Here is a 24918-nt window from a genome sequence, read left to right as displayed (position 1 = left end):
CGAGGGGACTTTCGCAACACGCCCTAGCCGGGGTACCGCTCAGCCCGCCGTCACCGTCGCACGTACCGTCCCGTCCGGTCCCGCCACCAGAACCGGCGTCCCGGGCCCGCCGAGGTCCCGTACGGCTGCCCGGTCCTCGTCGGAGACGGTCTCCGCGTCGGTCACGACGGCCGCCGCCTCCAGGGACTTGGCGCCGGAGGCCACCGCCATGGCGACCGCGGTGCGCAGCGCGCTGAGCCGCAGGGAGTCCAGGGCCACGGTCCCGGCGACGTACGTACGGCCCGTCTCGTCGCGTACGGCCGCGCCCTCGGGCACACCGTTGCGGGCCCGCGCGGAACGGGCCAGGGTGACGATCTTGCGGTCCTCGGGGTCGATCACGCTGCTGTCGGTCATGAGCCGAGCATACGTAGCCGGACGTGTCGCTCCACGCGTCGGCCCGTCCCTCACCCCGCCACCGGGTACAGCACCCCGCGCCGCCCCTCCGGCGAGGCCAGCCATTCCAGCTTCGCCGCGGTGTTCGCCTCGTCCAGCGGGGTGTGCAGGACGATGGTGAGGTCGGGCCGGACCGGCATCTTCAGCACGCTGGACTCCAGGCAGAGCAGCCCGACGACCGGGTGGTCGAGCTCCTTGCGGATCTGCCCGGCGTCCTCGATGTCCCGCTCCTCCCACAGGGCCGCGAACTCGGGGCTCGCCGCCTTGACCCGGGCCAGCACGTGCTGGAAGCCCTCGTCGTCGGGCATGGCCGAGCAGGCCGCCCGGAACTGGGCGACGACGGTGCGCGCGTTCTTTTCCCAACTCCGGGTGCGGGATCGGTAGATGGGGTCGGTGAAGAAGTCGATCAGGCAGTTGTGCGTGGTGTCGGGGCGCATGCCGAAGACCGAGGCGGCCGCGTCGTTGTGCAGGACGAAGTTGCAGGTGGCCGGCGGCGTGATGACCGACGTACTCGGCTGGCGCTCCACCATGGGCCTGCTCGCCCTCTTCGCCCTGGTCGTGCTGCCCCTGGCCCTCGGTCTGCTCCCCGAGTCCCGCACCCCCGAAGGCCCGCGCCTGGACGTACCCGGCGCGATCACGGTCACCGCCGGCCTGCTCTCCCTGATCTACGCCCTGTCCACGGCGGCGGACCGCGGCTTCGGCCACCCCGACGTCCTCACGGCCCTCGTCGCCGGCCTGCCCCTCCTCACCGCCTTCGTGGCCGTCGAGTCCCGCAGCGACACGCCCCTGGTCTCCCTGACGATGCTGCGCCGCCGCACGGTGGCGTGGGGGCAACCTGGGCGGACTGGTCACCTTCTCGATGATGTCGACGGTGGTCTTCGTCCTCACCCTCTACTTCCAGGAGACCCTGGGCCTGTCCGCCATCGAGACGGGTCTCGTCTTCGGATTCCAGGGCGTCCTCACCGCCGCCCTCCTCGCCCTCGGCACGGCCGGCTGGTCGGTGTGGCTCGCCACGGCCGCTGTCTCCCTGGCCGGCATGTGCCACCTGGGCGCGATCATCTCGTACGGCGTCACCGTCACCTCCGGCGTCCCCGACGAGGAACAGGGCCTCGCCACCGGCCTGGTGACCTCCACCCAACAGGTCGGCATCACCATCGGCATCCCGCTCCTCGGCGTCCTGGCGACGACCTCCGACGACTTGCTGACCGGCGTCCACCTGGTCCTGGCACTGGCCACGGCGATCGTCCTGGCGACGGCGGTACTGGTCGCGATCGGGCTGCGCCGCACCGCCGCGCGAGGCGACGCAGAGGCGGGCAGTGGCTCGGGGACGAGCGTTTCAGGGACGGTCGAGACGCAGCCGCTCGGCTCGCGGTAGACCGGCCACGACCAGGTCGTACGAGTCCTCGATGAGCTCCCGGACCAGCCGGTCCGGGAGCTCGCCCTCGACGGTCACCGTGTTCCAGTGGCGCTTGTTCATGTGATAGCCGGGGGCGATCAGGCCTTCGTACTCCCCGCGCAGCCGGATGCCGTCCTCGGGGTCGCACTTGAGGTTGACCTTCAGGGGCCGCTCGTCCATCCAGCTCAGGGCGAACATCTTGCCGAGGACCTTGAAGACGGAGATCTCCGGGCGGAACGGGAAGTCCTCGACGGCCTCGTTGAAGGACAGGCAGAACGCCCGCAGTGCCTGCGGTGTCACTCCGGCTCCGCCTCCTCCTCCGGGCGCTCGGTGGGACCGATCGGCTCCACCAGGACCGTGACGATCTTGTTGCGGCGGCCGGCCGCGGCCTCCGCCGTCAGCCGCAGCTCACGCCCGTCCGGGAGCTCGACGACCGACGAAGCACCGGCGATGGGCACCCGGCCCAACGCTTTCGCCAGCAGTCCGCCCACGGTCTCCACGTCCTCGTCGTCGTAGGCATCCAGACCGTACAGCTCGCCGAGGTCGGTGATGTCGAGACGGGCGGTGACCCGGTGGCGCTCCTCGCCCAGCTCCTGCACCGGCGGCAGTTCACGGTCGTACTCGTCGGTGATCTCGCCGACGATCTCCTCCAGGATGTCCTCGATCGTGACGATGCCGGCGGTGCCCCCGTACTCGTCGATGACGACGGCGACGTGGTTGCGCTCCTGCTGCATCTCGCGGAGCAGGGCACCGGCGTTCTTGGTGTCGGGGACGAAGACGGCGGGACGCATGGCCGTGGACACCAGTTCGTTCTCGGCGTCCCGGCTGATGTGCGTCTTGCGGGCCAGGTCCTTCAGGTACACGATCCCGACGATGTCGTCCTCGTTCTCTCCCGTGACGGGGATGCGCGAGAAACCGGACCGCAGGGCGAGGGTGAGGGCCTGGCGGATGGTCTTGTAGCGCTCGATGGCGACCAGGTCCGTGCGCGGCACCATCACCTCGCGTACGAGGGTGTCGCCCAGCTCGAACACCGAGTGCACCATACGGCGCTCCTCGGCCTCGATCAGCGACTCCTTCTCGGCGAGGTCCACCAGCGCGCGCAGCTCCGCCTCGGAGGCGAAGGGGCCGCGACGGAAGCCCTTGCCCGGCGTCAGGGCGTTACCGATGAGGATGAGGAGCGGCGGGATCGGACCCATGATCCGGGCCAGCGGCAACAGGACGTACGCCGCAGCCGTGGCCGTGTTCAGGGGGTGCTGGCGGCCGATGGTGCGGGGCGAGACCCCGACGGCCACATACGAGACGAGAACCATCACCCCGATGGCGACGGCCAGCGCCTCCCAGGTCTCCTGGAACTCCTGCAGACAGGCGTACACGACGAGCGCGGCGGCGGCCATCTCACAGGCCACCCGCACAAGGAGCGCGACGTTCAGGTATCGGGTGGGGTCGGCCGTGACCTGCGCGAGCTTGGCGCTGCCGCGCCGCCCGGACCGTACGGCCTCCTCGGCACGGAAGCTGGAGACGCGCGCGAGGCCCGCCTCCGCGCAGGCGGCGAGCCAGGCGACGACGACCAGGGCGACGGCACCACTGACGAGGGTCGCGCTCATGACACGGTCGGGGCCGGGGACGGGCCGGTCAGGCCCTTCTCCGCGCGCCAGCCGTCCACGATGGCCGCCTGGAGGCCGAACATCTCGGCCTTCTCGTCCGCTTCCTCGTGGTCGTAACCGAGCAGATGCAGCACCCCATGGACGGTGAGGAGCTGGAGCTCCTCGTCCATGGAGTGCTGCGTGGGCGCTTCCTTGCCCTGCTTCTCGGCCACCTCGGGACACAGCACGATGTCACCGAGGAGCCCCTGCGGCGGCTCGGCGTCGTCCTTGGACGGCGGCCGCAGCTCGTCCATCGGGAACGACATCACATCCGTCGGCCCCGGCAGGTCCATCCACTGCACATGCAGCTGCTCCATGGCGTCGGCGTCCACGACGATCACCGAGAGCTCGGAGAGCGGGTGGATACGCATCCGCGCCAGCGCGTAGCGGGCGATGTCGAGGATCGCCTGCTCGTCGACCTCGGTTCCGGACTCGTTGTTGACGTCGATCGACATGGTGCTGTGCTTGCTACTTCCCCTTGTGCCCGGCCTTGCTCCGGCCGCCCTTGTGCGTGCCGTTCTCCGTGCCGTGCGTGGTGTCGTACTTCTCGTACGCGTCGACGATACGGCCGACGAGCTTGTGCCGTACGACATCCTGCGACGACAACCGCGAGAAGTGCACGTCGTCGAGGCCCTCCAGGATCTCCTGCACCTGCCGCAGACCCGACTTCGTCCCGTTCGGCAGGTCCACCTGCGTCACATCACCCGTGATCACGATCTTCGAGTCGAAGCCGAGCCGGGTGAGGAACATCTTCATCTGCTCGGGCGAGGTGTTCTGGGCCTCGTCGAGAATGATGAAGGCGTCATTGAGCGTGCGACCACGCATATACGCGAGGGGTGCGACCTCGATCGTTCCGGCCGCCATCAGGCGAGGGATCGAGTCGGGGTCGAGCATGTCGTGCAGGGCGTCGTACAGGGGGCGCAGGTAGGGGTCGATCTTCTCGTACAGCGTGCCCGGCAGGAAGCCCAGCCGCTCTCCGGCCTCCACCGCGGGGCGGGTCAGGATGATGCGGTTGACCTGCTTGGACTGGAGGGCCTGGACGGCCTTGGCCATGGCCAGGTAGGTCTTGCCGGTGCCGGCGGGGCCGATGCCGAAGACGACGGTGTGCTTGTCGATGGCGTCGACGTAGCGCTTCTGGTTGAGCGTCTTGGGGCGGATCGTGCGACCGCGCGAGGAGAGGATGTTCTGGGTGAGGACCTCTGCCGGGGTCTCCTCGGGGCCTTCTCCGTTCTCGCTCGCCCTCAGCATGGCGATCGAGCGTTCCACTGCGTCCTCCGTCATCGGCTGTCCGGTGCGGAGCACCAGCATCATCTCGTCGAACAGGCGCTGGACGAGAGCGACTTCGGGGGCTTCGCCGACCGCGCTGATCTCATTGCCCCGGACGTGGATGTCGACCGCCGGGAAGGCCTTCTCGATCACGCGCAGGAGGGAGTCACCGGAACCCAGCACGGTGACCATGGGGTGGGCCGCCGGGACGGTGAACTGTGCTCTCGCCTGACCCTGCGCGCGGGTGTGAGCTGTGGGTGTCTGAGTCATGGGCCGGCTCGTAGGCCGCACGTCCTCCTTGCTGCGACTCGCGTGCCCTGAGGGGGCTGCGCTTGCGATTCAAGGATACGACGCTGCGCCGGATTGGCCGTAGGGCTTTTCCTTCTCGCCACAAGGGCCCTCACCCCTCAGCGCCAGATCGGTGCCCCCGCTCCCCCGGGGCTGGTTGCCTCGATCTTTGCCCTTGTCTCGGTCATCACGGTCACGATCCGGCGTTCGTGGGCCGGGGTCAGACGGGCCACCGGGACCGAGCAGCTGATGGCGTCGTGGGGTGGGGTGTCGTAGTGGAGGGCGAAGCCGAAGCCGATGATGCCGGGGACGCCCTCTTCGCGGTCGACGGAGTAGCCGCGGGCGCGGACGGCGGCCAGATCGGCGGCGAGCGAGTCGCGGGTGGTGTGGGTGTGGGGGGTCAGTGCCTCGTAGGGGCCGTCGGGGAGGTCGGTGTCGGGGCGTTCGGCGAGGAGGGCCTTGCCGAGGGCGCCGGCGTGGGCGGGGAGGCGGCGGCCGACGCGGCTGATCGTGCGCAGGTACTCGTGGGACTCGCGGGTGGCCAGGTAGGCCACGTTCATGCCGTCGAGACGGGCGAGGTGGATGGTCTCGCCGAGGGCCTCCGACGCCTCGTCGAGGTACGGGCGTACGGCGCGGACGCGCGGGTCGGTGTCCAGGTAGCTGGTGCCGGTGAGCAGGGCGCGGATGCCGATGCCGTAGAGGGAGCCGGTGGTGTCCGTGCGGACCCAGCCGCGGGTGATCAGGGTCTGGAGGAGGGCGTACATGGAGCTGCGCGGGATCTTGAGTTCGTCCGCGAGTTCCTGGAGGCGGGCGGGGCGGTCGCCGCGCGCGGCCAGGAGTTCCAGCAGGTCGACGGTGCGCGCGGCGGACTTCACCTCGCGGACGCCGCCCGCGCCGCCCTCTGTCTCCGACGTCTCCGACATGTGCCGATCGTAGGAGAGGCGTGCACGGCCATTGACGCTGAGGGTTCGCCTACCTAACCTCCATCTTCATACGTAGATAACGTCTACATAGGGAGATGGCCCTGTGACCCGCGATCTGACCATCACCGAGGTCCGGCTGACCCCGATCCTGGTCGCCGACCCGCCGCTGCTGAACACGCAGGGCGTGCACCAGCCGTACACGCCCCGACTGATCGTGGAGGTCGTGACCGCCGACGGGGTCACGGGCCTCGGCGAGACGTACGGGGACACCAAGTACCTGGAGCCGGCCAGGTCGTTCGCGGAGAAGCTGGTGGGCCGTCAGGTCAGTGATCTGAACGGGCTGTTCGTCCTCGCCGACGAGGTGGCGGTCGACGGGTCCCAGGTGTCCGGTCAGGTCGACGTGGGTGGCCTGCGCGGTGTCCAGACCGCCGACAAGCTGCGACTGTCGGTCGTGTCCGCGTTCGAGGTCGCCTGTCTGGACGCGCTGGGCAAGGCGCTGGGGCTGCCCGTGCACGCGCTGCTCGGCGGCAAGGTGCGGGACGCGGTGGAGTACAGCGCGTACCTCTTCTACAAGTGGGCCGACCACCCCGCGGGCGTCGCCTGTGAGAAGGACGACTGGGGTGCGGCCGTGGACCCTGCGGGGGTCGTCGAGCAGGCCAGGAGGTTCAAGGAGCGGTACGGGTTCACGTCGTTCAAGCTCAAGGGCGGTGTCTTCCCGCCGGAGGAGGAGATCGCCGCGGTCCGTGCGCTCGCCCAGGCGTTCCCCGGGCATCCGCTGCGGCTCGATCCCAACGGGGCCTGGTCCGTGGCGACTTCGCTGAAGGTCGCGGACGAGCTGGGCGACGTACTCGAATACCTGGAGGATCCGGCGCTCGGTACGGCCGCGATGGCCGAGGTCGCCGCGGGATTGAAGGGGGCGGCGCGAAGCGCCTCGGACAACGGCAGTGGGGGGCGACGGGCGGGCGTGCGGCTGGCCACCAACATGTGCGTGACGACGTTCGCCGAGATCGAGGAGGCGTTCACGAAGGGGGCCGTACAGGTCGTGCTCTCCGACCATCACTACTGGGGCGGGCTGCGCAACACCCGTGAACTGGCCGCCATCTGCCGTACGTTCGGGGTCGAGGTGTCCATGCACTCCAACACCCACCTGGGGATCTCCCTGGCCGCGATGACCCATGTCGCGTCCACCGTGCCCGACCTTCACCACGCGTGCGACTCGCACTATCCGTGGCAGTCGGAGGACGTGCTGACCGAGCGTCTCGTCTTCGAGAACGGGGTGGTGCGGGTGTCGGACGCGCCGGGGCTCGGTGTCGAACTCGACCGCGACAGGCTGGAGTTCCTGCATCGGCGATGGCTCGACGACGACGGGACGCTGCGGGACCGGGACGACGCGGCGGCGATGCGGGTCGCCGACCCGGAGTGGGTGACGCCGGCCGTGCCCCGCTGGTAACGCAGGGTTTCTTTCGCCCCCGCCCCGCCTTCGAGCTGGGCACCCCCGGTTCTTTCAGGGGCGCGGGGAACTGCGCGAGCAACCACGAACAACCCGCACGACCAAACTCACCGCAGACACCCCACAGCCCCCAGCGGGGTCGAAGGGGCGGCAGCCTCTGCGGATGGGACGGGTAGGGGCGGCGGGGGCGAAAACACCCCGCCCGCACGACGCCCCACAGCCCGAGTCCAACGTGACCGGCGCCCCCAGCGGTGCGGTTGGTGCAAACTGGCTGGATCCGCACCACCGCCAGGGAGCACATCGTGACCGCGTCCAAGGGAGAGCGCCCGATCCGCCGACCCCAGGTCGACCCCCTCAGCCACCTGCGGGCGCCGTCCGCCCCGCCCTGGGACGTCTACCTCACCGGCACCGTCTTCCTCGACATCATCTTCACCGGGCTCGACTCCGCCCCGGTGCGCGGGACCGAGTCCTGGGCACGCGGGATGGGGTCGAGCCCCGGAGGCGTGGCGAACATGGCCACGGCGCTGGCCCGCCTCGGCCTGCGGACCTCCCTCGCGGCGGCCTTCGGCGACGACCACTACGGCGAGTACTGCTGGGACGCCCTGGAGCAGGGCGAGGGCATCGACCTCTCCATGTCCCGCACGGTCCCCGGCTGGCACTCCCCGGTCACCGTCTCCATGGCGTACGAGGGCGAGCGCACGATGGTCTCGCATGGGCACGTGGCGCCTCCGGAGAAGTCCGCGCCGGACTGCCCGCCCCACGCGCGCGCCGCCATCGCCTCCCTCACGCCCGGCGTGCACGCCCCCTGGGTCGCGCAGGCCGCGAGCAAGGGCACCCGGATCTTCGCGGACGTCGGCTGGGACGACACCGGCGCCTGGGACCTGGCGGGGCTCGCCGATCTCGCGCACTGCGAGGCGTTCCTGCCGAACGCGCAGGAGGCGATGCGGTACACCCGTACCGAGTGCCCCCGGGCGGCGGCACGCGCTATCACCGAGCACGTCCCGGTGGCCGTGGTGACGCTGGGCTCGGAGGGCGCGTACGCGGTGGACGGCCGTACCGGCGAGACGGCGGAGGTGCCGGCCATCGCAGTGGAGGCCATGGACCCCACGGGCGCGGGTGATGTGTTCGTCGCCGGTTTCGTCACCGGCACCCTGGCGGACTGGCCGCTGGCGGACCGGCTGGCCTTCGCGGGTCTGACCGCCGCGCTGTCGGTCCAGGAGTTCGGCGGCTCCCTGTCGGCCCCCGGCTGGTGCGAGATCGGCGCGTGGTGGCGCCGGGTGCAGTCCCTGGAGAGCCAGGACCCCGCCGCCCTGCGCCGCTACGCCTTCCTGGACGGCCTCCTCCCCAAGGAGGACATCAGCCCCTGGCCGCTCCGTCGTGCCGTCCCCACCATCGGCTTCCGCCGCTCGGCCTGACCCCACGCGCGAGTCGGCCGATTACCCCATCACCTCCACTCCAAACTCAAGGTGTCCCAGATCACAGCCCTCGAACACCCTCCGCGTTTCTTCCCCTCCCCGCGCCCTTGATACAAATTGCCCGCGCGTTCCTGTCCGTCGACGGTCGCCCATCCCCTTACCAGGCCCAGAGCCGCACCTTCGTCATGCCCAGGAACGCCCGTGTCCCCCCGCACCACCACCTCGCCCTGGCCTCTCGTCGCCCTTTTCACGGCCGGGTATCTCGCCGCGTACCTCCTACCCACCACCGTCGGCAGACTCGACGCGGCCCTCCCCCTCACCGCCACCGAGGCGGGCGCCATCGGCAGTGCCCTGTTGCTGGGTTCGGCCACGGCGGGCTTCACCCTCGCCGCGTACGTGGAGCGTGTCGGACCTCGGCGCCTCGCCCGTACGGGGCTGCTGCTCGCCGCCGCCGGCTACGGCACCGCCGCGGCCACGACGGCCCTCCCGGCGGTCGTCGCGGGAGCGGTCCTCGGCGGCTTCGGCTCGGGCACCGCGACCGCCGTGGCCGCGGCCGGGATCGCCGGCCGGCGCGACCCCCACCGGGTGTCCACCCTGGGCCTGTTGGGCGTCTCGGCACTGGCCGGCGCGCTCTACCTGACCATCCCCCACCTGGGACCGGGCCACGGCCTGCCCCTCGCCGCGCTCGCCGTCACGGCCCTGCTCACCTGGCCGGCGACCGCCCGTCTCGCCACCCCGGTGGCCACGGCCCAGGTCACCCGGCAGCGCGGCCCGCTCCCCCACCGCCGTTCCGGTCTGATCCTCGCCGGCGCCCTCCTGCTGTGGTCCCTCGCCCAGAACTCCCTCTGGGGTGTCAGCGGCCGGATCGGCACCACCCAGGCCGGGCTCACCGAGGTCACCGTCGGCGCGGTCTTCGCGGTGGCACTGGGCGCGGGCCTGCTCGGGGTGATCGGCGCGAGCGCGCTGGGCGCCCGCTTCGGCCGGGCCCTGCCCATCGGCGGCGGCACCGTGCTCATCGCCGGCTGCATCGTGCTCAGTGCCTCCGCGACCGACCTCACGACCTTCGCCACCGGCGAGATCGCCTGGAACGTGCTCTATCCGGTCGTCCTGTCGTACCTGATCGGCCTCGCCGCGGCCCTCGACCCGCGCGGCCGCTGGGCGGTCCTCATCGGCTCCGCGTCCTCGCTCGGCACGGCCGCCGGCCCTCTCGCCGGCAGCCTGCTCTCCGCCCACGCGGGCTACCCGACGATGGGTGCGATCCTCGCCGCGGGCCTGCTCCTGATCGCGGTGCCCATGACCCTCGTGGCCCTGCGCACCATGACGCCCACGACGGAACACGCCCGCCACGAGGGCCGGACGACCACCGAGCAGCGACCCGAGTACCGCCCGGCGGCCTGAACCCCGCTCCGAGCCCCGCTCACTCGAACTCGTACGCCTCGACCTCGGCGAGATAGCCGGCCCGCCGCTCCTCGTCGTGCGCCAGGAAGGACGCGGTGAAGGAGTTGCGGGCGAGCTCGCGCAGCCGCTCGTCGGTCAGGCCGAGGATCCGGCGTACGGCGTCGAAGTTGTCGCCGGCGTAGCCGCCGAAGTAGGCGGGGTCGTCGGAGTTGACCGTGCACAGCAGGCCGGCGTCGAGCATGGCGGGCAGGGGGTGCTCGGCGAGGGTGTCGACGGTCCGCAGCCGGACGTTGGACAGCGGGCACAGCGTCAGTGGCACCCGTTCCCGCACCAGCCGCTCGACGAGGGCCGGGTCCTCCATGCACCGCAGCCCGTGGTCGACGCGCTCGACCCCGAGGACGTCGAGGGCCTCGGTGATGTACGACGGCGGCCCCTCCTCCCCCGCGTGCGCCACCCGCCGCAGCCCGAGCGCCGCGGCGGCCTCGTACACCTCGCGGAACTTGACCGGCGGATGCCCGACCTCGGCGGAGTCGAGTCCGATGCCGACGATCCGGTCGAGGTACGGCTTGGCGGCCTCCAGCGTCTCCATGGCCGACGCGGCGGACTCGTCCCGCAGAAAGCACATGATCAGCTGTGTGGAGACCCCATGAGTCTCCTCGCTCCTCCCCAACGCCCGCCACAGCCCCTCGACGACCGTCCCCATCCCCACGCCCCGCGCGAGGTGGGCCTGCGGATCGAAGAAGATCTCCGCGTGCCGCACCCCCTGGGCGGCGGCGCGGGCGAGGTAGGCGTCGGCGAGGTCCGCGAAGTCCTGCTCGGTGCGGAGCACGGCCATCAGCTCGTAGTACAGGTTCAGAAAGGACTGGAGGTCCTCGAACTCGTACGCCTTCCGGAGCGCGTCCGTGTGCGCGTACGGCAGCGCGACCCCGTTGCGGGCAGCCAGCTCGAAGGCCAGCTCAGGCTCCAGGGTGCCTTCGATGTGGAGGTGCAGTTCGGCTTTGGGGAGGGGCATCAAAGCATCGTACGGCCGCTTCACCGCCGTTTCGGAAGCGGCACTCGCATCAGATCGTGCGCCACGCTCAGCTCTCCCTCGAACCCGGCGGCCCGCGCCTGCCGTTCGAACTCCGCCGGCTCGGAGTAGCGCTGGCTGAAGTGGGTGAGCACGAGATGCCGTACGCCGCAGTCGCGGGCGACAGAGGCAGCCTGACCGGCGGTCAAGTGGCCGTACTCCACGGCGAGTTCGATGTCCTCGTCGAGGAACGTGGACTCGATGACGAGCATGTCGGCGGCGTCCGCGAGGGCGTAGACCCCGTCACACAGCCTTGTGTCCATGACGAACGCGAACCGCTGTCCGCGCCGCACCTCGCTCACGTCGTCCAGCGAGACATCACCCATCGCGCCCTCCCGCTGGATACGCCCGATGTCCGGTCCCCTGATCCCGTACTCGGCGAGCCGCTCCGGCAGCATCCGCCGCCCGTCGGGCTCGACGAGCCGGTAGCCGTACGACTCGACGGGGTGGGAGAGCCTGCGCGCGTCGAGCGTGTACGAAGGGGTGGCCGCCAGCACTCCGCCCTCGCCGTCGACGGGCGCCTCGATCAGCTGGACCGTCTCCCGGTACGCGGTGGCGTACCGCAGCCGGTCGAAGAACCGCTGTCCGGAGCGCGGGTAGTGCGCGGTGACGTCGTGCGGGACACGGTCGAGGTTGACGCGCTGGATGACACCCGCGAGGCCGAGGGAGTGGTCGCCGTGGAAGTGGGTGACGCATATGCGGTTGAGGTCGTGTGCGGCGACCCCGGCGCGCAGCATCTGGCGCTGTGTGCCCTCGCCGGGATCGAACATGATCCCCTCGGCGTCCCAGCGCAGCAGGTAGCCGTTGTGGTTGCGGTGCCGGGTCGGGACCTGGCTGGCGGTGCCGAGGACGACCAATTCACGTACGGACACGGCTGGTTACCCGGGGGGCCACTGCAGGCCGCGGCCGCCGATGACGTGTGCGTGGGCGTGCCAGACGGTCTGGCCGGCGCCGCTGCCGGTGTTGAAGACGATCCGGTAGCTCTCCAGCTTGTCCTCGTCGGCGACGGCCTGGGTCTCGCGCAGGATGTCCGCGGCGAGGGCGGGGGCAGCGGTGGCGAGGGTGGCGGCGTCCGGGTAGTGGGCCTTCGGGATGACCAGCACGTGGGTCGGTGCCTGGGGATTGATGTCCCGGAACGCGACGGTCGTCTCCGTCTCCCGCACGATGGTCGCCGGGACGTGCCCCTCGACGATCTTGCAGAACAGACAGTCGTCCTGCGGCTCCCCTGCCATACGGTGCCCTCCTCGGCGGCCGGCGTTGATCGCGTACCCCGGCATCGTATCGAGGGTTTCCGCCCCCGCCGCCCTTACCCGTTCCCATCCCCCAGGGGCTGCGCCCCTTCAACCCGCTCCTGGGGGTGGCCGGGGTGCGTTCATCCGCGCGGGTAGTCGTTGGTTGCTCGCGCAGTTCCCCGCGCCCCTTCAGGGGCGCGGGGAACTGCGCGACAAGCCCCCACCCGCCCGCACCCGCCAACGAACCAACCCGACCGAGCTCTCCCGCGGAGGGGGGTTGAAGGGGCGCAGCCCCTTTGGATGGGACGGGTAGGGGCGGCGGGGGCGAAAAAGACCTTATGAACCCGGCAGCTGCGGAGCGGCCTTCGCCGGGTTCTCCTCAAGCGCCGCCAAGGCGATCCGGATCGCCTCGTCCAGTTGGGGATCCCGGCCGGCCGCGTAGTCCTGCGGGGTCTGGAAGACCTCCACGTCCGGGTCGACGCCATGGTTCTCGACACCCCACTCGTACCCCTCCAACCAGAAGGCGTACTTGGGCTGCGTCACCAACGTCCCGTCCACCAACCGGTACCGGCTGTCGATCCCGACAACCCCGCCCCACGTCCGCGTACCGACGACCGGCCCGATCCCGAGCGCCTTGATCGCCGCGTTCACGATGTCCCCGTCTGACCCGGAGAACTCGTTGGCGACGGCGACGACAGGCCCACGAGGCGCGTCGTCGGGGTAGCTCGACGGCCGCATCCCACGCGGCAGATCCCACCCGACGATCCGCCGGGCCAGCTTCTCGACGACCAGCTGGGACGTATGCCCGCCCCGGTTCTCCCGGACGTCCACGACGAGCCCTTCCCGGGCGACCTCGATCCGCAGATCCCGGTGGATCTGGGCCCACCCGGGCGCCTGCATGTCGGGGACGTGCAGATACCCGAGCCGCCCGCCGGACTTCTCGTGGACATACGCCCGCCGGTCGGCGACCCACGCGTGGTACCGCAACGGCTCCTCGTCCGAGATGGGCACCACGATCGCGTGCCGGGGATCCCCACCCCCCGACGGCAGCACCGTCAGCTCGACCGCCTTGCCCGCCGTCCCGACGAGCAGCGGCCCGGGCCCGGCCACCGGATCGACCGGCTGCCCGCCCACGGCGATGATCGCGTCCCCGGCCCGCACCGCCACCCCGGGCGCGGCGAGCGGCGCGTGCGCGTCGGGGTCGGAGGTCTCGGACGGCAGCACCCGGTCGATGCGCCACAGCGGCGCCCCCTGGGGACCGTCCTCGTGCCGGGAGATGTCCGCGCCGAGCAGCCCCTGCCGCCGGTCGCCGGAGCCACCGCCGCCGCGGGGCATCACGTATGCGTGGGACGTGCCCAGTTCGCCCTGCACCTCCCATAGGAGGTCGACGAGATCGTCGTGCGTGGCCACCCTGTCCAGGACGGGCCGGTACCGGTCCAGGACCCCGTCCCAGTCGACCCCGGCCAGGTCCGGCCGCCAGAAGTTGTCCCGCATGAGGCGGCCGGTCTCGTCGTACATCTGCCGCCACTCGGCGGCCGGGTCGACGGTCTGCCGTACGCGGCCGAGGTCGACGGTGATGTTGCTGTCGCTCTCGTCGTCGTTCGAGGCGCGCCGGTCGCTCGGTACGACCTTGAGCTTGCCGTCGGTCCACAGCAGCACCCGCTTGCCGTCGCCGCTGACCGCGAAGTGGTCGGCGTCGGAGGCGAGGTACTCGAGGCGTCGCTGGGCGAGGTCGTAGCGCTCCAGGGAGGTCTTCGGGTCGGGGTCGTCGGGGGTGGCGCGGGAGTGCCCGAGGACACCGGTGACCGGGTGGCGCAGCCACAGGACGCCGTCCTTGGCGGCACACAACGTCGAGTAGCGGGCGGCCTCGACGGGGAACGGGACGATCCGGTCGGCGAGCCCTTCGAGATCGACCCGGGTCGCGGGGGTGCCCTCGCTGTCCGGGGTCTCGTCCTTCTCCGGCGCCTCGAACGGCCGCCCGTGACGCTGCGGCCCGAACGGGGACGGCGTGGTCGCGGCGAGGGTGATGAGGTGCGGACGGGCGCCGCTGACGAAGTGAAGGTCGAAGACGTGTTCGTCGTAGACCGGGTCGAAGGCACGGGCCGAGAGGAAGGCCAGGTGTTTGCCGTCGAGTGTGAACGTCGGCGAGAAGTCCTGGAAGCGGAGCGGGGTCGCCTCGGTGACCGACAGGTCGGCCGTGTTGGCGAGCTTGAGATGGCGCAGCGGTCGCGGCCCCGGGTGCGACCAGGCGAGCCAGGCGGAGTCCGGCGAGAAGACGAGCCCGGACACCTCCCCGTCCTCGCTCCGGTCGACCTCTCGCACCTCGCCCGTCTCCCGCTCGACGAGCAGTACCCGCCCGTCGTGCGCGGCGACGGCGGCCCGGCTGCCGTCGGGCGCCATGGCCAGCCCCAGCACCCGGCCCAGCTGTCCGGCGGCGAGCCGACGCGGGGTGGCGCCCGGCCCGACACCGGTCGCCGGCGCGAACTCCAGCGCGTCGTCGCCCTCCGCGTCCGTCACCCACACCACCCACTCCTCGCCCTCCACCCGGAAGGTACGGGGCAGCCGCGCCCGCACCCCGTGCTCGGCGGCGAGTGCCCGGGCGGGCCCGGAACGATGGGTGACCCAGTGGACTCCGCCGCGCACGGCGACGGCGCTGCCCCGCGCGGTGTGGTCGGGCGACGCGGACCCGAACCACCGGGAGGCGTTCACCGGGAAGGGCTGAAGATCGACCCGCTGCCCACCCAGCCGGAAGTCGAGCCGCCGGGGCTCGGCCCCGTCCAGATCATCGAGCAGCCACAGCTCACCGGCGGATGCGTACACGACCCGCGACCCGTCGGTGGCCGCATGCCGGGCATAGAAGCCGTCCACAGGCGTGTGCCGCCGAAGATCCGACCCATCGGCGAGGGACGAATACAGCGCCCCCACGCCCTCGTGGTCGGACAGAAAAGCGATCCTCCCCCACTCTCGACTTCGCTCGAGCGGGGGGACCCCCATCCCCACCCACAAGGGGTATTCGAGGTTGCCGTCCAGCCCCTCGTGCAGCCGGACGAATTCCCCGTCGCCCTCGCGATCGATCCACAACTTGCCCGCCGTACCGCCCCTGTACCGCTTCCACCAGGCGGCCTCACGCCCCATCGGCGCCGACAGCAGCACGGTGGCGGGCCCGTAGGCGACATGGCCGACCGGCCCGTACGGCAGTGTGGTGGCCGGACCTCCGTCGAGCGGCACGGCCCGCGCCCAGCTCCGCCGCAGGCTGGCCTGGCCCTGCGTACTGAGCGCGAGGACCTGCCCGTCCGGGGTCCAGCCGCGCACCTGGGTCCGCCAACTGCCCCAATACGTGAGGCGTTTGGCGGGCCCACCGTCGAGGGGCGCCACATGCACCTCGGGCGCGCCGTCACGTGTGGACGTCCACGCGACGGTGGTGCCGTCCGGGGAGATCCGCGGATGGTTCACGGGCGTGTTGTCCGCGCTGACCCGCCAGGCGCGGCCACCGTCGAGGGGGGCGACCCATACGTCGTCCTCGGCGGTGAAGGCGACCAAGTCGCCATGCAGATGCGGGTATCGGAAATACCCGAGCGATACGGACGATACCGTCGATACGGACGATACGGACGACGCTGACGCTGGCTGCGAGGACAGTGCGGACTGAGTCACCCGGTCACTGTAAGCAGCGTACGGGCAGATTGGGAGGGGGTTGGATCATGTCGCCCGAGGCGAACGGCAGTTGTCGGACTCCCTCACTTGCCCTCGGGCCAGCACTGCGGATCCTTCTGGCACCAGATGGTCTGGGTGACGGTGACCGTCACGGTGGGCCCGGGCCGCCCCGGCTGGTCGGGCGAGCCGGGAGTCGGCGTGGGGTCGGGGGCGTTGCAGTTGCCCAGCACGTCGACGTGGAACCACTCCTTGCCGTCGACCTTCGCGGTCAGATCCCCCCGTACGCACTTCCCGTTGACCTCCTGCGTCACCTTCCCGGTGAGGGTGATCTCGCGCCCCTTCTTGTCCTCGCCCTTGCAGTCGACGTTCGCGACGGTGTTGACGGAGGGAGAAGCCGACTGTGACCGATTGTCGCCGGTGCCGCTGTTGTCGCTGTTGTCGTACGAGGCCGTGCAGTTGAGCCACTGGACGTCGAGGCCCTGCCGCTCAAGCTCCTTGGTCCCCATGTGATCCGTCGTATAGGCGACAGCTCCGGTGCTGAGCCCGTCCCCCATCTCGCAGCCCACCAGCCCCACGACGGCCCCGACCCCGAGCCCCACACCCAGCAGAGCCCGACGCCCACCCGTCCGGTACGCCCTGATAAGCCTCAACGCCCGCATACACGGCAGCGTGCCACTCCGTGGGTCGCCGCGAAAGACGGCCTACAGCCAAGGCGAGATCGGGTGCGTTGGCGGGTGCGGGTGAGCGGGGGTTGTTCGCGCCCACGCGGCGGAGCCGCATATGTCACAGCCCCGCGCCCCTGAAAAGCAGGGGCAGCGGGGGCGAACCCCTCTCAGGACCAGCGACCGGTACGGCCCAGCAGCAACGCCCCCGCCGCCGTCCCGGCGGTCGACGTACGCAACACACTCGGCCCCAGCCGATACGCCGCGGCCCCAGCCTCCGCGAACAGCGCCAGCTCCTCCGGAGACACACCCCCTTCGGGCCCCACAACGAGCACGATCTCCCCGGCCGAGGGCAACGCGGCGGTGGCCAGAGTCCCCTCCCCGCTCTCATGCAGCACGGCCGCGAAATCCGCCCCCGCAAGAAGCCCGGCGACCTGCTTGCTACTCGCCAGCTCCCCGACCTCGGGAAACCGCACCCGCCGCGACTGCTTCCCCGCCTCCCGAGCCGTGGCCCGCCACTTGGTGAGCGCCTTGACCCCCCGCTCGCCCTTCCACTGCGTGATGCAGCGCCCCGCGGCCCACGGCACGATCGCGTCGATCCCGACCTCGGTCATGGTCTCGACGGCCAGCTCCCCCCGGTCCCCCTTGGGCAACGCCTGGACGACGGTGATACGGGGCTGCGCCGGCGGCTCCTCGTGGACGGTCTCCAGATCCATCACCACGAGCCGGTCCTTGCCCTCGGCGGCCTTGACGACCCCCTCCGCCCACCGCCCGCGCCCGTCCGTGAGGACCACGTCCTCGCCGGCGCGCAGCCGCTTCACGGAGACGGCATGCCGCCCTTCCGGCCCATCGAGGACGAACTCCCCACCGCACCCGTCCGGCAGCACGAGCGAGTCGACGACGAAGACGGGCGCGGTCATCGCACATCACCCCGGGACACGCCCCCGGCCCCGCTCCCGCCCGCGGCGGCGGCGATCTCGGCGGCCAGCACCTCCACCAGCTCCCCGGCCGGCAGTTCCCGCGCCATCCGGTGCCCCTGCCCGGCCCACAGGGCCATGCCCTGCGTGTCCCCGGCCGCGGCGGCGGCTTTGCGCAGCGGCGAGGTGAGGTGGTGTACCTCGGGGTAGGCGACGGGCGCGTAGGGGCCGTGCTCGCGCATGAAACGGTTGACCAGGCCACGGGCCGGCCGCCCCGAGAAGGCGCGGGTCAGCTCCGTACGGACGAAGAGGGGGTTGGTCAGCGCCTGCTTGTGCACGGCGTGGGCGCCGGACTCGGGGGTGGCGAGGAAGGCCGTGCCGAGCTGGGCGGCGCTCGCGCCGGCGGTGAGGAGGGCCGCGATCTGACTGCCGCGCATGATGCCGCCGGCCGCGACGACGGGCAGGGCCACGGCCTCGCGGACCTGGGCGAGCAGGGAGAGCAGCCCGATGCCGGCGCAGTCCCTCTCCGGGTCGTCCCGGTGGGTGCCCTGGTGGCCGCCGGCCTCCATGCCCTGCACGATCACCGCATGGGCGCCCGACCGCTCCACGGCCTGCGCCTCCTCCGCCGAGGTCGCGGTGACCAGGGTCAGCGTGCCCTTGCGGGCGAGGGAGTCGATCACCTCGGGCGTGGGGCAGCCGAAGTGGAACGACACGACGGGCACCGGGTCGTCGAGCAGCACCGCGATCTTCGCCTCGTAGCCGTCGTCCCGCCCGCTGTCGGGATCCCCCAGGTCGGCCTTGTACCAGGCGGCCTCACCGGCCAGCTGCTCGGCGTACACCTCGACCGCCGCGGGGTCGCCGTGCTCCGGCTGCGGCATGAACAGGTTCACCCCGAAGGGGCGCCCCGTCAGCCCCCTGAGCTGCTTGATCTCCTGATACATGCCGTCCGCCGTCTTGTATCCGGCGGCGAGAAACCCCAGCCCACCCGCTTCGGAAACGGCAGCGGCCAGTCGCGGGACGGATACACCGCCCGCCATCGGGGCCTGCACGATCGGAAGCGGAAAAAGATCGGTCAGCGCGGAGGACATGACGGCATGTTGCCACGTCCTCCGAACAACGCCGAATCCCCCCGGGGGTGAGCCGTTTGTCTGCGGGCCGGTGGGGGCTGGTCGCGCCCACGCGGCGGAGCCGCATATGTCACAGCCCCGCGCCCCTGAAAAGCAGGGCCGTGTCTTTCAGGGGCGCGGGGAACTGCGCGACCAGCCACAATCCACCCGCACCCGGCAACGAACGGCTAACGTCCGTTAAAGGCGTCCTTCAGCCGAGAGAACAAGCCCTGCTGCCCCGGCTGGAACTGCCCCGTAGGCCGCTCCTCCCCCCGCAGCACGGCCAGCTGTCGCAGCAGCTGCTCCTGCTCGGGGTCGAGCTTCGTCGGTGTCTGGACCTCGACGTGCACGATCAGATCGCCACGCCCGCCGCCCCGCAGATGCGTGACACCCCGCCCGTGCAGCGGGATCGACTGCCCGGACTGGGTGCCTGGCCGGATGTCGACCTCCTCCAGCCCGTCCAGCGTCTCCAGCGGCACCTTCGTACCGAGCGCCGCCGCGGTCATGGGAATCGTCACCGTGCAGTGCAGATCGTCACCGCGCCGCTGGAACACGGCATGCGGAAGCTCGTGGATCTCGACGTACAGGTCACCGGCGGGACCGCCACCGGGCCCGACCTCGCCCTCACCGGCCAGCTGGATCCGCGTGCCGTTGTCGACACCGGCCGGGATCTTCACGGTCAGTGTCCGCCGCGACCGCACCCGCCCGTCGCCCGCGCACTCGGGGCAGGGGTTGGGAACGATCGTGCCGAAGCCCTGGCACTGGGGACAGGGCCGCGAGGTCATGACCTGACCGAGGAAGGACCGCGTGACCTGCGAGACCTCACCACGCCCACGGCACATGTCACAGGTCTGGGCGGTGGTGCCCGGAGCCGCGCCCTCGCCGCTGCACGTGGTGCAGACGATGGCCGTGTCGACCTGGATGTCCTTGGTCGTGCCGAAGGCCGCCTCGTCGAGGTCGATCTCCAGCCGGATCATCGCGTCCTGGCCGCGCCGGGTGCGCGACCGCGGGCCTCGCTGGGACGCCGTACCGAAGAAGGCGTCCATGATGTCCGAGAAGTTCCCGAAACCGCCGGCGCCGAAGCCGCCCGCGCCACCGCCGCCCGCCTGGGACAGCGGGTCGCCGCCGAGGTCGTAGACCTGCTTCTTCTGCGGGTCCGAGAGCACCTCGTACGCGGCGTTGATCTCCTTGAACCGCTCCTGCGTCTTCGGATCGGGATTGACGTCCGGGTGCAGCTCGCGAGCGAGCCTCCGGAACGCCTTCTTGATCTCGTCCTGGGACGCGTCGCGGCGCACGCCGAGTACGGCGTAATAGTCCGTGGCCACTTAAGACTCCGCCAGGATCTGTCCGACGTACCGTGCCACCGCTCGTACCGCTCCCATCGTTCCCGGATAGTCCATGCGCGTAGGTCCGACCACGCCCAGTTTCGCTACTGCCTCGCCGCCCGAACCGTAGCCGACGGAGACGACGGACGTGGAGTTGAGTCCCTCATACGCGTTCTCGTGGCCGATACGGACGGTCATGCCCGAATCCCCTGCCTCACCAAGCAACTTGAGGAGGACGACCTGTTCCTCCAAGGCTTCCAGAACGGGCCGGATGGTGAGGGGGAAGTCATGTCCGAAGCGGGTGAGATTGGCGGTGCCGCCGATCATCAGCCGCTCCTCGTTCTCCTCGACGAGGGTCTCCAGGAGGGTGGAGAGCACCGTCGAGACCGTGCCCCGGTCCTCTAGGTCGAAGGCCTCCGGCAGGTCCTCGACCAGGCGCGGTACGTCGGTGAAACGGCGGCCCGCGACCTTGCTGTTGAGCCGGGCGCGCAGATCCGCGAGTGACGTTTCTCCGAACGGCGCCGGGCAGTCGATCATGCGCTGCTCGACCCTTCCGGTGTCCGTGATCAGCACGAGCATCAACCGGGCGGGGGCGAGCGACAGCAGCTCCACGTGCCGCACCGTCGACCGGGTGAGCGACGGGTACTGCACGACGGCGACCTGCCGCGTCAGCTGCGCGAGCAGCCGCACGGTGCGCGCCACCACGTCGTCGAGGTCGACGGCGCCGTCCAGGAAGTTCTGGATGGCGCGCCGCTCGGGCGGGGTCATCGGCTTGACGCCGGCCAGCTTGTCGACGAAGAGCCGGTACCCCTTGTCCGTGGGGATGCGGCCCGCGCTGGTGTGGGGCTGGGCGATGAAGCCCTCGTCCTCCAGCGCCGCCATGTCGTTGCGGACCGTCGCCGGGGAGACGCCCAGGTTGTGCCGCTCGGTGAGTGCCTTGGAACCCACCGGCTCCTCGGTGCCGACGTAGTCCTGGACGATGGCGCGCAGCACCTGAAGCCTGCGTTCACTGAGCATCGCGCACACCTCCAGCTCCGTCTCGTCTGCTCCGGCGACTCCCCCTTGGCACTCACCTCGGGCGAGTGCCAACACTCCCCGCCCAGTGTACGGCGGTGGGGTACGGCCCCGGCAAGGCCGGTCCAGCCATGACGTGGCGACGTGTACCGACCTGTCCGGCGATGTCGCACCGTTCTCTACCGGCGGATAGAGGCGGGCGAGGTTCCTTTGAGCTACGGCTAGCGTCGACTCATGACGATGACTTGGGAAGAGTCCGGGTGGGAGGGATTGGCGCCCCGGGCCGGACGGTGCCGCCTCCCTGGCTGGGACTGCACGGTCGGACTGGTGGCCGGGGAGGGCTCGGCCCTTCTGATCGACGCGGGGTCGAGCCTGCGGGAGGGCGCGCGGTTGCGTACCGAGGCGCGGCGGCTGCTCGGCGGCGCCCGTGTGACACATCTCGCGCTCACCCATCCCCACTTCGACCATGTCTTCGGCGCCGCCGCCTTCGCCGGCGTGGAGGTCTTCGGCGCTGTCGGCCTGGACGGGGTCCTGACCCACGACCGCGAGGAGCTCCGCGCCGACGCCGTACGCAACGGCCTGGATCCCGGTGAGGCCGCCGAGGCCGCGGACATCCTGGTCCCGCCCCGCCACCACGTCTCCGGCGAGTGGACCCTCGACCTGGGCGGCGGACTCCAGGTACTGCTGGCGAACGTGGGGCCGGGGCACACGGCGCACGACCTGGCGGTCCTGGTACCCGGCTCGCCCGAGGTCGTCTTCTGCGGCGACCTGGTGGAGGAGTCCGGCGAGCCCCAGGCCGGCCCCGACGCCGTACCGTCCCACTGGCCGGCCGCCCTCGACCGCCTCCTCGACCTCGGTGGCGAGGGCGCGCTGTACGTCCCCGGGCACGGAGCGGTGGTCGACGCGGCGTTCGTACGGGCCCAACGCGGCACACTGGCACGCCGTTTCGGCGTGTCGTGACGAGTCGTACAGCCTCGGCCGGGCCCTTTCTCCTATCGTCATCCGAATGCGCCAGTACTCACCCGACCTGACCCCTCCCTGGAAGAAGCCCAAGCCGGCCCCCGAGGTCCCGGCCGAGCCCGGCCTGGTGGTGGAGGAACCCGGCACCGGTTTCTGCGGCGCGGTGATCCGCTGCGAGGCGGGCACGGTGACGCTGGAGGACCGCTTCGGCAAGCACCGGGTGTTCCCGCTGGAGCCCCGGGGCTTCCTGCTGGAGGGCCGGGTGGTGACGCTGGTCCGCCCCTCAGCGGCGCCGGCACGGCCGAGTCGTACGGCATCCGGTTCGGTCGCCGTCCCGGGCGCCCGCGCCCGTGTGGCCCGCGCCGGCCGTATCTACGTCGAGGGCCGCCACGACGCCGAGCTCGTCGAGAAGGTCTGGGGCGACGACCTGCGCATCGAGGGCGTGGTCGTGGAGTACCTGGAGGGCGTGGACGACCTGCCGTCGATCGTGGCCGATTTCGCACCGGGTCCGGATGCGCGGCTGGGGGTCCTGGTGGACCACCTCGTGCCGGGCACGAAGGAGTGGCGGATCGCCCAGGAGGTGACCAGCGAACACGCCCTGGTCGTCGGCCACCCGTACATCGACGTCTGGGAGGCGGTGAAGCCGTCGTCCGTCGGGATCGCCGGGTGGCCGCGGGTGCCGCGCGGGCAGGACTGGAAGACGGGGGTGTGCCGAGCGCTGGGGTGGCCGGAGAACACCGGTGAGGTGTGGCAGCGGCGGGTTCTGGGGCGGGTGCGGTCCTACAGGGACCTGGAGCCGGAGTTGTTGGGGCGGGTGGAGGAGTTGATCGACTTCGTCACGGATAGCGGTGGGGCTTGACTCCGGGGAACGTTCCGAACTCGCTGGTGTCCAGCTCAACGCCCAGCACATCCAGCGGCAGCGGTTCGCCGAACTTTGCGATGTGCTGCGTCCGATAGTCGGCGTCCTCGCCCTTCCCCTCCGGCTTCGTCAGCAAGACGCACTGCGCCATGATCGGATCGACGATGAGATAGGCAGGCACGTTGCCTGCGGCATAGATCGAACGCTTGACACCGTAGTCCCGGTGGACGCTGGTCTTGGAAACGACCTCCACGACCATCGTGATCAATTGGCACGGCAGCAAGCGCCCCGAACCGGGCAGGGCGTCGCGTGCCACGACTACGAGGTCCGGAACCGGCTCGCTTGCCTCATCAACGAGGTCAACATCCTGGGTCTGGAGGGGATACCAGCGGTCCAGCGGGATCTGCCGCTCCGTGAGCAGCACGATCAGGTTATGCACCAGATCAGGGCTCGCCATCATCACGATTTCCCCCCGCAGAAGCTCCACCTTGAGTCCGTCGGGCGGCTCAAAACCCTCGAAGAACTCTGCGACTCCACGTTCGTCCACAGCGGTCATCTCCGTGGCCTCCACATTCGCCGCGTACTGTCAGCGGCAGACTACGAACCAGGTTAGGGACCGAACCGGCGTTCCGCACTGATTCACCCGCCCGAGTGATCAGTCCACGAGATCCCTGACCACCGCATCGGCCAGCAACCGCCCCCGAAGCGTCAGCACCGCACGCCCCTCCTCATACGGACCTCCCTGGAGCAGCCCCTCCCCCAACGCACGCCGCGACGCCGCGAGCCCCTCCGCCCGCAGCAGCTCCAGCGGCGCCCCCTCCCGCAACCGCAGCTCCAGCAGGATCCGCTCCACCCGCCGGTCCTCCTCGGACAGCAGCTCACGCCCCGCCCCCGGCGACCTCCCCGCCGCCAGCGCCGCCGCGTACGCCCCCGGATGCTTGACGTTCCACCAGCGCACGCCCCCCACATGGCTGTGAGCCCCCGGCCCCGCGCCCCACCAGTCGGCGCCGCGCCAGTACAGCTCGTTGTGCAGGCAACGCCCCGCCGCCGAGGTCGCCCAGTTCGAGACCTCGTACCAGTCGAAGCCGGCCTCCGACAGGACGGACTCCGCGATCAGGTAGCGGTCCGCGTGGACGTCGTCGTCCGTCATCGGAACCTCGCCCCGGCGGATCCGGCGGGCCAGCTGCGTGCCCTCCTCGACGATCAGGGCATACGCGCTGACGTGGTCCGGTCCGGCGCCGATCGCCGCTTCCAGGGACGCCCGCCAGTCGTCGTCCGACTCCCCCGGCGTGCCGTAGATCAGGTCGAGGTTGACGTGTCCGAAACCGGCCGCCCGCGCCTCCGCCACGCACGCCTCCGGACGGCCCGGCGTGTGCGTGCGGTCGAGCACCTTCAGCACGTGCTGTTTCGCGCTCTGCATGCCGAAGGAGATCCGGTTGAAGCCGCCCTGCCGCAGCGTCGCGAGGTATGCCGGGTTCACCGACTCCGGGTTCGCCTCCGTCGTCACCTCCGCGTCCGGCGCCAGTCCGAACTCGTCGCGGATCGCCCCCAGCATCCGTACGAGATCGTCGGCGGCCAGCAGCGTGGGTGTACCGCCGCCGACGAACACCGTGCGGACGGGACGCGGGTCGTCGCCCAGGACCTTGCGGGCCAGACGGATCTCGTCGATCAGGGTGTCCGCGTAGTTGTCGCGGGACGCCAGCACCCCGCCCGTGCCGCGCAGCTCGGTCGCCGTGTACGTGTTGAAGTCGCAGTAGCCGCAGCGGGTCGCGCAGTACGGGACGTGCAGATAGAACCCGAGGGGACGCTCGGCGGCCCCGGCTAGCGCGGACGCGGGGAGCGTGCCGTCGTCGGGGACCGGTTCACCGTCGGGGAGGGCGGAAGGCATGCCTTCCATTGTCCAGCACTA

Annotated in this window: 22 protein-coding genes and 2 pseudogenes; 6 read left to right on the top strand and 18 right to left on the bottom strand. The window is 71.0% G+C overall.

Annotated features, from left to right (window positions below; translation table 11 throughout):
• Positions 1-39 precede the first annotated feature (39 nt).
• Together CES90_RS09565 and CES90_RS09560 are read right to left on the bottom strand one after the other, a co-directional pair.
• Positions 40-393, bottom strand: coding sequence for a cytidine/deoxycytidylate deaminase family protein (locus CES90_RS09565; protein WP_189781368.1), 354 nt, complete (start codon positions 391-393; stop codon positions 40-42).
• Between the two features lie 50 nt (positions 394-443).
• Positions 444-911, bottom strand: a pseudogene (locus CES90_RS09560) (MmyB family transcriptional regulator); the annotation flags it as partial.
• On the opposite strand from CES90_RS09560, the pseudogene CES90_RS09555 reads away from it, so the two are divergent.
• A pseudogene (locus CES90_RS09555) lies at positions 892-1807 on the top strand (MFS transporter); the annotation flags it as partial. The pseudogenes CES90_RS09560 and CES90_RS09555 sit on opposite strands and share 20 nt — an antisense overlap.
• On the opposite strand, the gene CES90_RS09550 reads toward CES90_RS09555, so the two are convergent.
• The 5 genes from CES90_RS09550 to CES90_RS09530 all read right to left on the bottom strand — a co-directional run bounded on the left by CES90_RS09550 (position 1769) and on the right by CES90_RS09530 (position 5948).
• On the bottom strand, positions 1769-2128 hold the full coding sequence (locus CES90_RS09550) for an MmcQ/YjbR family DNA-binding protein (protein WP_189781369.1): 360 nt from the start codon (positions 2126-2128) through the stop codon (positions 1769-1771). The pseudogene CES90_RS09555 and the gene CES90_RS09550 overlap by 39 nt on opposite strands.
• Positions 2125-3432 (bottom strand): hemolysin family protein, encoded by a 1308-nt coding sequence (locus tag CES90_RS09545; RefSeq protein WP_189781370.1) that lies wholly within the window; start codon positions 3430-3432, stop codon positions 2125-2127. The genes CES90_RS09550 and CES90_RS09545 overlap by 4 nt, the downstream gene beginning before the upstream one ends.
• The gene (gene ybeY / locus CES90_RS09540; protein WP_189781371.1) at positions 3429-3926 is read right to left on the bottom strand and encodes an rRNA maturation RNase YbeY; all 498 of its coding nucleotides are present in this window, start codon (positions 3924-3926) and stop codon (positions 3429-3431) included. Before ybeY ends, CES90_RS09545 begins: the two co-directional genes overlap by 4 nt.
• Positions 3927-3939: 13 nt before the next feature.
• On the bottom strand, positions 3940-5007 hold the full coding sequence (locus CES90_RS09535; protein ID WP_189781372.1) for a PhoH family protein: 1068 nt from the start codon (positions 5005-5007) through the stop codon (positions 3940-3942).
• Positions 5008-5144: 137 nt separating this feature from the next.
• Positions 5145-5948, bottom strand: coding sequence for an IclR family transcriptional regulator (locus CES90_RS09530; RefSeq protein ID WP_189781373.1), 804 nt, complete (start codon positions 5946-5948; stop codon positions 5145-5147).
• A 103-nt stretch (positions 5949-6051) separates the two neighbouring features.
• Here CES90_RS09530 and CES90_RS09525 point away from each other — a divergent pair, with 103 nt between their 5' ends.
• From CES90_RS09525 to CES90_RS09515, 3 genes are all read left to right on the top strand, one after another.
• Positions 6052-7398: a glucarate dehydratase family protein gene (locus CES90_RS09525; RefSeq protein WP_189781374.1), complete on the top strand. Its 1347-nt coding sequence runs from the start codon at positions 6052-6054 to the stop codon at positions 7396-7398.
• Between the two features lie 302 nt (positions 7399-7700).
• Positions 7701-8813, top strand: a complete 1113-nt coding sequence (locus CES90_RS09520; protein WP_189781375.1) for a carbohydrate kinase family protein — start codon at positions 7701-7703, stop codon at positions 8811-8813.
• Between the two features lie 201 nt (positions 8814-9014).
• Positions 9015-10211, top strand: a complete 1197-nt coding sequence (locus CES90_RS09515; RefSeq protein ID WP_189781376.1) for an MFS transporter — start codon at positions 9015-9017, stop codon at positions 10209-10211.
• A gap of 19 nt (positions 10212-10230) precedes the next feature.
• Here the strand turns inward: CES90_RS09515 and CES90_RS09510 are convergent, their stop codons facing one another.
• The 9 genes from CES90_RS09510 to hrcA form a co-directional block, all read right to left on the bottom strand.
• On the bottom strand, positions 10231-11223 hold the full coding sequence (locus CES90_RS09510) for an adenosine deaminase (RefSeq protein ID WP_189781377.1): 993 nt from the start codon (positions 11221-11223) through the stop codon (positions 10231-10233).
• A 20-nt stretch (positions 11224-11243) separates the two neighbouring features.
• Complete coding sequence (locus CES90_RS09505; RefSeq protein WP_189781378.1) at positions 11244-12152, bottom strand: ribonuclease Z; 909 nt, start codon at positions 12150-12152, stop codon at positions 11244-11246.
• A 6-nt stretch (positions 12153-12158) separates the two neighbouring features.
• Positions 12159-12512: an HIT domain-containing protein gene (locus CES90_RS09500; protein ID WP_189781379.1), complete on the bottom strand. Its 354-nt coding sequence runs from the start codon at positions 12510-12512 to the stop codon at positions 12159-12161.
• A gap of 336 nt (positions 12513-12848) precedes the next feature.
• Complete coding sequence (locus CES90_RS09495) at positions 12849-16052, bottom strand: S41 family peptidase (RefSeq protein WP_229913644.1); 3204 nt, start codon at positions 16050-16052, stop codon at positions 12849-12851.
• 197 nt (positions 16053-16249) lie between these two features.
• Positions 16250-16825, bottom strand: a complete 576-nt coding sequence (locus CES90_RS09490) for a hypothetical protein (RefSeq protein ID WP_373313280.1) — start codon at positions 16823-16825, stop codon at positions 16250-16252.
• Positions 16826-16998: 173 nt separating this feature from the next.
• A complete protein-coding gene (locus CES90_RS09485; RefSeq protein WP_189781380.1) occupies positions 16999-17748 on the bottom strand; it encodes a 16S rRNA (uracil(1498)-N(3))-methyltransferase in 750 nt (249 codons plus the stop codon).
• On the bottom strand, positions 17745-18833 hold the full coding sequence (locus tag CES90_RS09480) for a nitronate monooxygenase (RefSeq protein ID WP_189781381.1): 1089 nt from the start codon (positions 18831-18833) through the stop codon (positions 17745-17747). The genes CES90_RS09485 and CES90_RS09480 overlap by 4 nt, the downstream gene beginning before the upstream one ends.
• A gap of 206 nt (positions 18834-19039) precedes the next feature.
• Positions 19040-20176 (bottom strand): molecular chaperone DnaJ, encoded by a 1137-nt coding sequence (gene dnaJ / locus CES90_RS09475; protein WP_189781382.1) that lies wholly within the window; start codon positions 20174-20176, stop codon positions 19040-19042.
• Complete coding sequence (hrcA, locus tag CES90_RS09470; protein ID WP_189781383.1) at positions 20177-21193, bottom strand: heat-inducible transcriptional repressor HrcA; 1017 nt, start codon at positions 21191-21193, stop codon at positions 20177-20179.
• Between the two features lie 231 nt (positions 21194-21424).
• Here hrcA and CES90_RS09465 point away from each other — a divergent pair, with 231 nt between their 5' ends.
• On the top strand, positions 21425-22150 hold the full coding sequence (locus tag CES90_RS09465) for an MBL fold metallo-hydrolase (protein WP_189781384.1): 726 nt from the start codon (positions 21425-21427) through the stop codon (positions 22148-22150).
• A gap of 46 nt (positions 22151-22196) precedes the next feature.
• A complete protein-coding gene (locus CES90_RS09460) occupies positions 22197-23009 on the top strand; it encodes a DUF3097 domain-containing protein (protein ID WP_189781385.1) in 813 nt (270 codons plus the stop codon).
• Here CES90_RS09460 and CES90_RS09455 read toward each other — a convergent pair.
• Positions 22987-23565, bottom strand: a complete 579-nt coding sequence (locus CES90_RS09455; protein WP_189781386.1) for a Uma2 family endonuclease — start codon at positions 23563-23565, stop codon at positions 22987-22989. The genes CES90_RS09460 and CES90_RS09455 overlap by 23 nt on opposite strands.
• Before the next feature lie 99 nt (positions 23566-23664).
• Positions 23665-24897 (bottom strand): radical SAM family heme chaperone HemW, encoded by a 1233-nt coding sequence (gene hemW, locus CES90_RS09450; RefSeq protein WP_189781387.1) that lies wholly within the window; start codon positions 24895-24897, stop codon positions 23665-23667.
• Positions 24898-24918: the final 21 nt, after the last annotated feature.

This window comes from Streptomyces capitiformicae, from assembly GCF_002214185.1.
Taxonomy (GTDB): domain Bacteria; phylum Actinomycetota; class Actinomycetes; order Streptomycetales; family Streptomycetaceae; genus Streptomyces; species Streptomyces capitiformicae.
The sequence above is the reverse complement of the archived record's forward strand: the minus strand, read 5'-3'. Positions and strand labels throughout refer to the sequence as shown.

What these genes read in the sequence shown, in the direction of transcription:
- CES90_RS09565 (WP_189781368.1), bottom strand. Translation starts at nt 393, where the DNA reads ATGACCGACAGCAGCGTGATCGACCCCGAGGACCGCAAGATCGTCACC.
- CES90_RS09545 (WP_189781370.1), bottom strand. Translation starts at nt 3,432, where the DNA reads ATGAGCGCGACCCTCGTCAGTGGTGCCGTCGCCCTGGTCGTCGTCGCC.
- ybeY (WP_189781371.1), bottom strand. Translation starts at nt 3,926, where the DNA reads ATGTCGATCGACGTCAACAACGAGTCCGGAACCGAGGTCGACGAGCAG.
- CES90_RS09535 (WP_189781372.1), bottom strand. Translation starts at nt 5,007, where the DNA reads ATGACTCAGACACCCACAGCTCACACCCGCGCGCAGGGTCAGGCGAGA.
- CES90_RS09530 (WP_189781373.1), bottom strand. Translation starts at nt 5,948, where the DNA reads ATGTCGGAGACGTCGGAGACAGAGGGCGGCGCGGGCGGCGTCCGCGAG.
- CES90_RS09510 (WP_189781377.1), bottom strand. Translation starts at nt 11,223, where the DNA reads ATGCCCCTCCCCAAAGCCGAACTGCACCTCCACATCGAAGGCACCCTG.
- CES90_RS09500 (WP_189781379.1), bottom strand. Translation starts at nt 12,512, where the DNA reads ATGGCAGGGGAGCCGCAGGACGACTGTCTGTTCTGCAAGATCGTCGAG.
- CES90_RS09490 (WP_373313280.1), bottom strand. Translation starts at nt 16,825, where the DNA reads ATGCGGGCGTTGAGGCTTATCAGGGCGTACCGGACGGGTGGGCGTCGG.
- CES90_RS09485 (WP_189781380.1), bottom strand. Translation starts at nt 17,748, where the DNA reads ATGACCGCGCCCGTCTTCGTCGTCGACTCGCTCGTGCTGCCGGACGGG.
- CES90_RS09480 (WP_189781381.1), bottom strand. Translation starts at nt 18,833, where the DNA reads ATGTCCTCCGCGCTGACCGATCTTTTTCCGCTTCCGATCGTGCAGGCC.
- hrcA (WP_189781383.1), bottom strand. Translation starts at nt 21,193, where the DNA reads ATGCTCAGTGAACGCAGGCTTCAGGTGCTGCGCGCCATCGTCCAGGAC.
- CES90_RS09465 (WP_189781384.1), top strand. Translation starts at nt 21,425, where the DNA reads ATGACGATGACTTGGGAAGAGTCCGGGTGGGAGGGATTGGCGCCCCGG.
- CES90_RS09460 (WP_189781385.1), top strand. Translation starts at nt 22,197, where the DNA reads ATGCGCCAGTACTCACCCGACCTGACCCCTCCCTGGAAGAAGCCCAAG.
- CES90_RS09455 (WP_189781386.1), bottom strand. Translation starts at nt 23,565, where the DNA reads ATGACCGCTGTGGACGAACGTGGAGTCGCAGAGTTCTTCGAGGGTTTT.
- hemW (WP_189781387.1), bottom strand. Translation starts at nt 24,897, where the DNA reads ATGCCTTCCGCCCTCCCCGACGGTGAACCGGTCCCCGACGACGGCACG.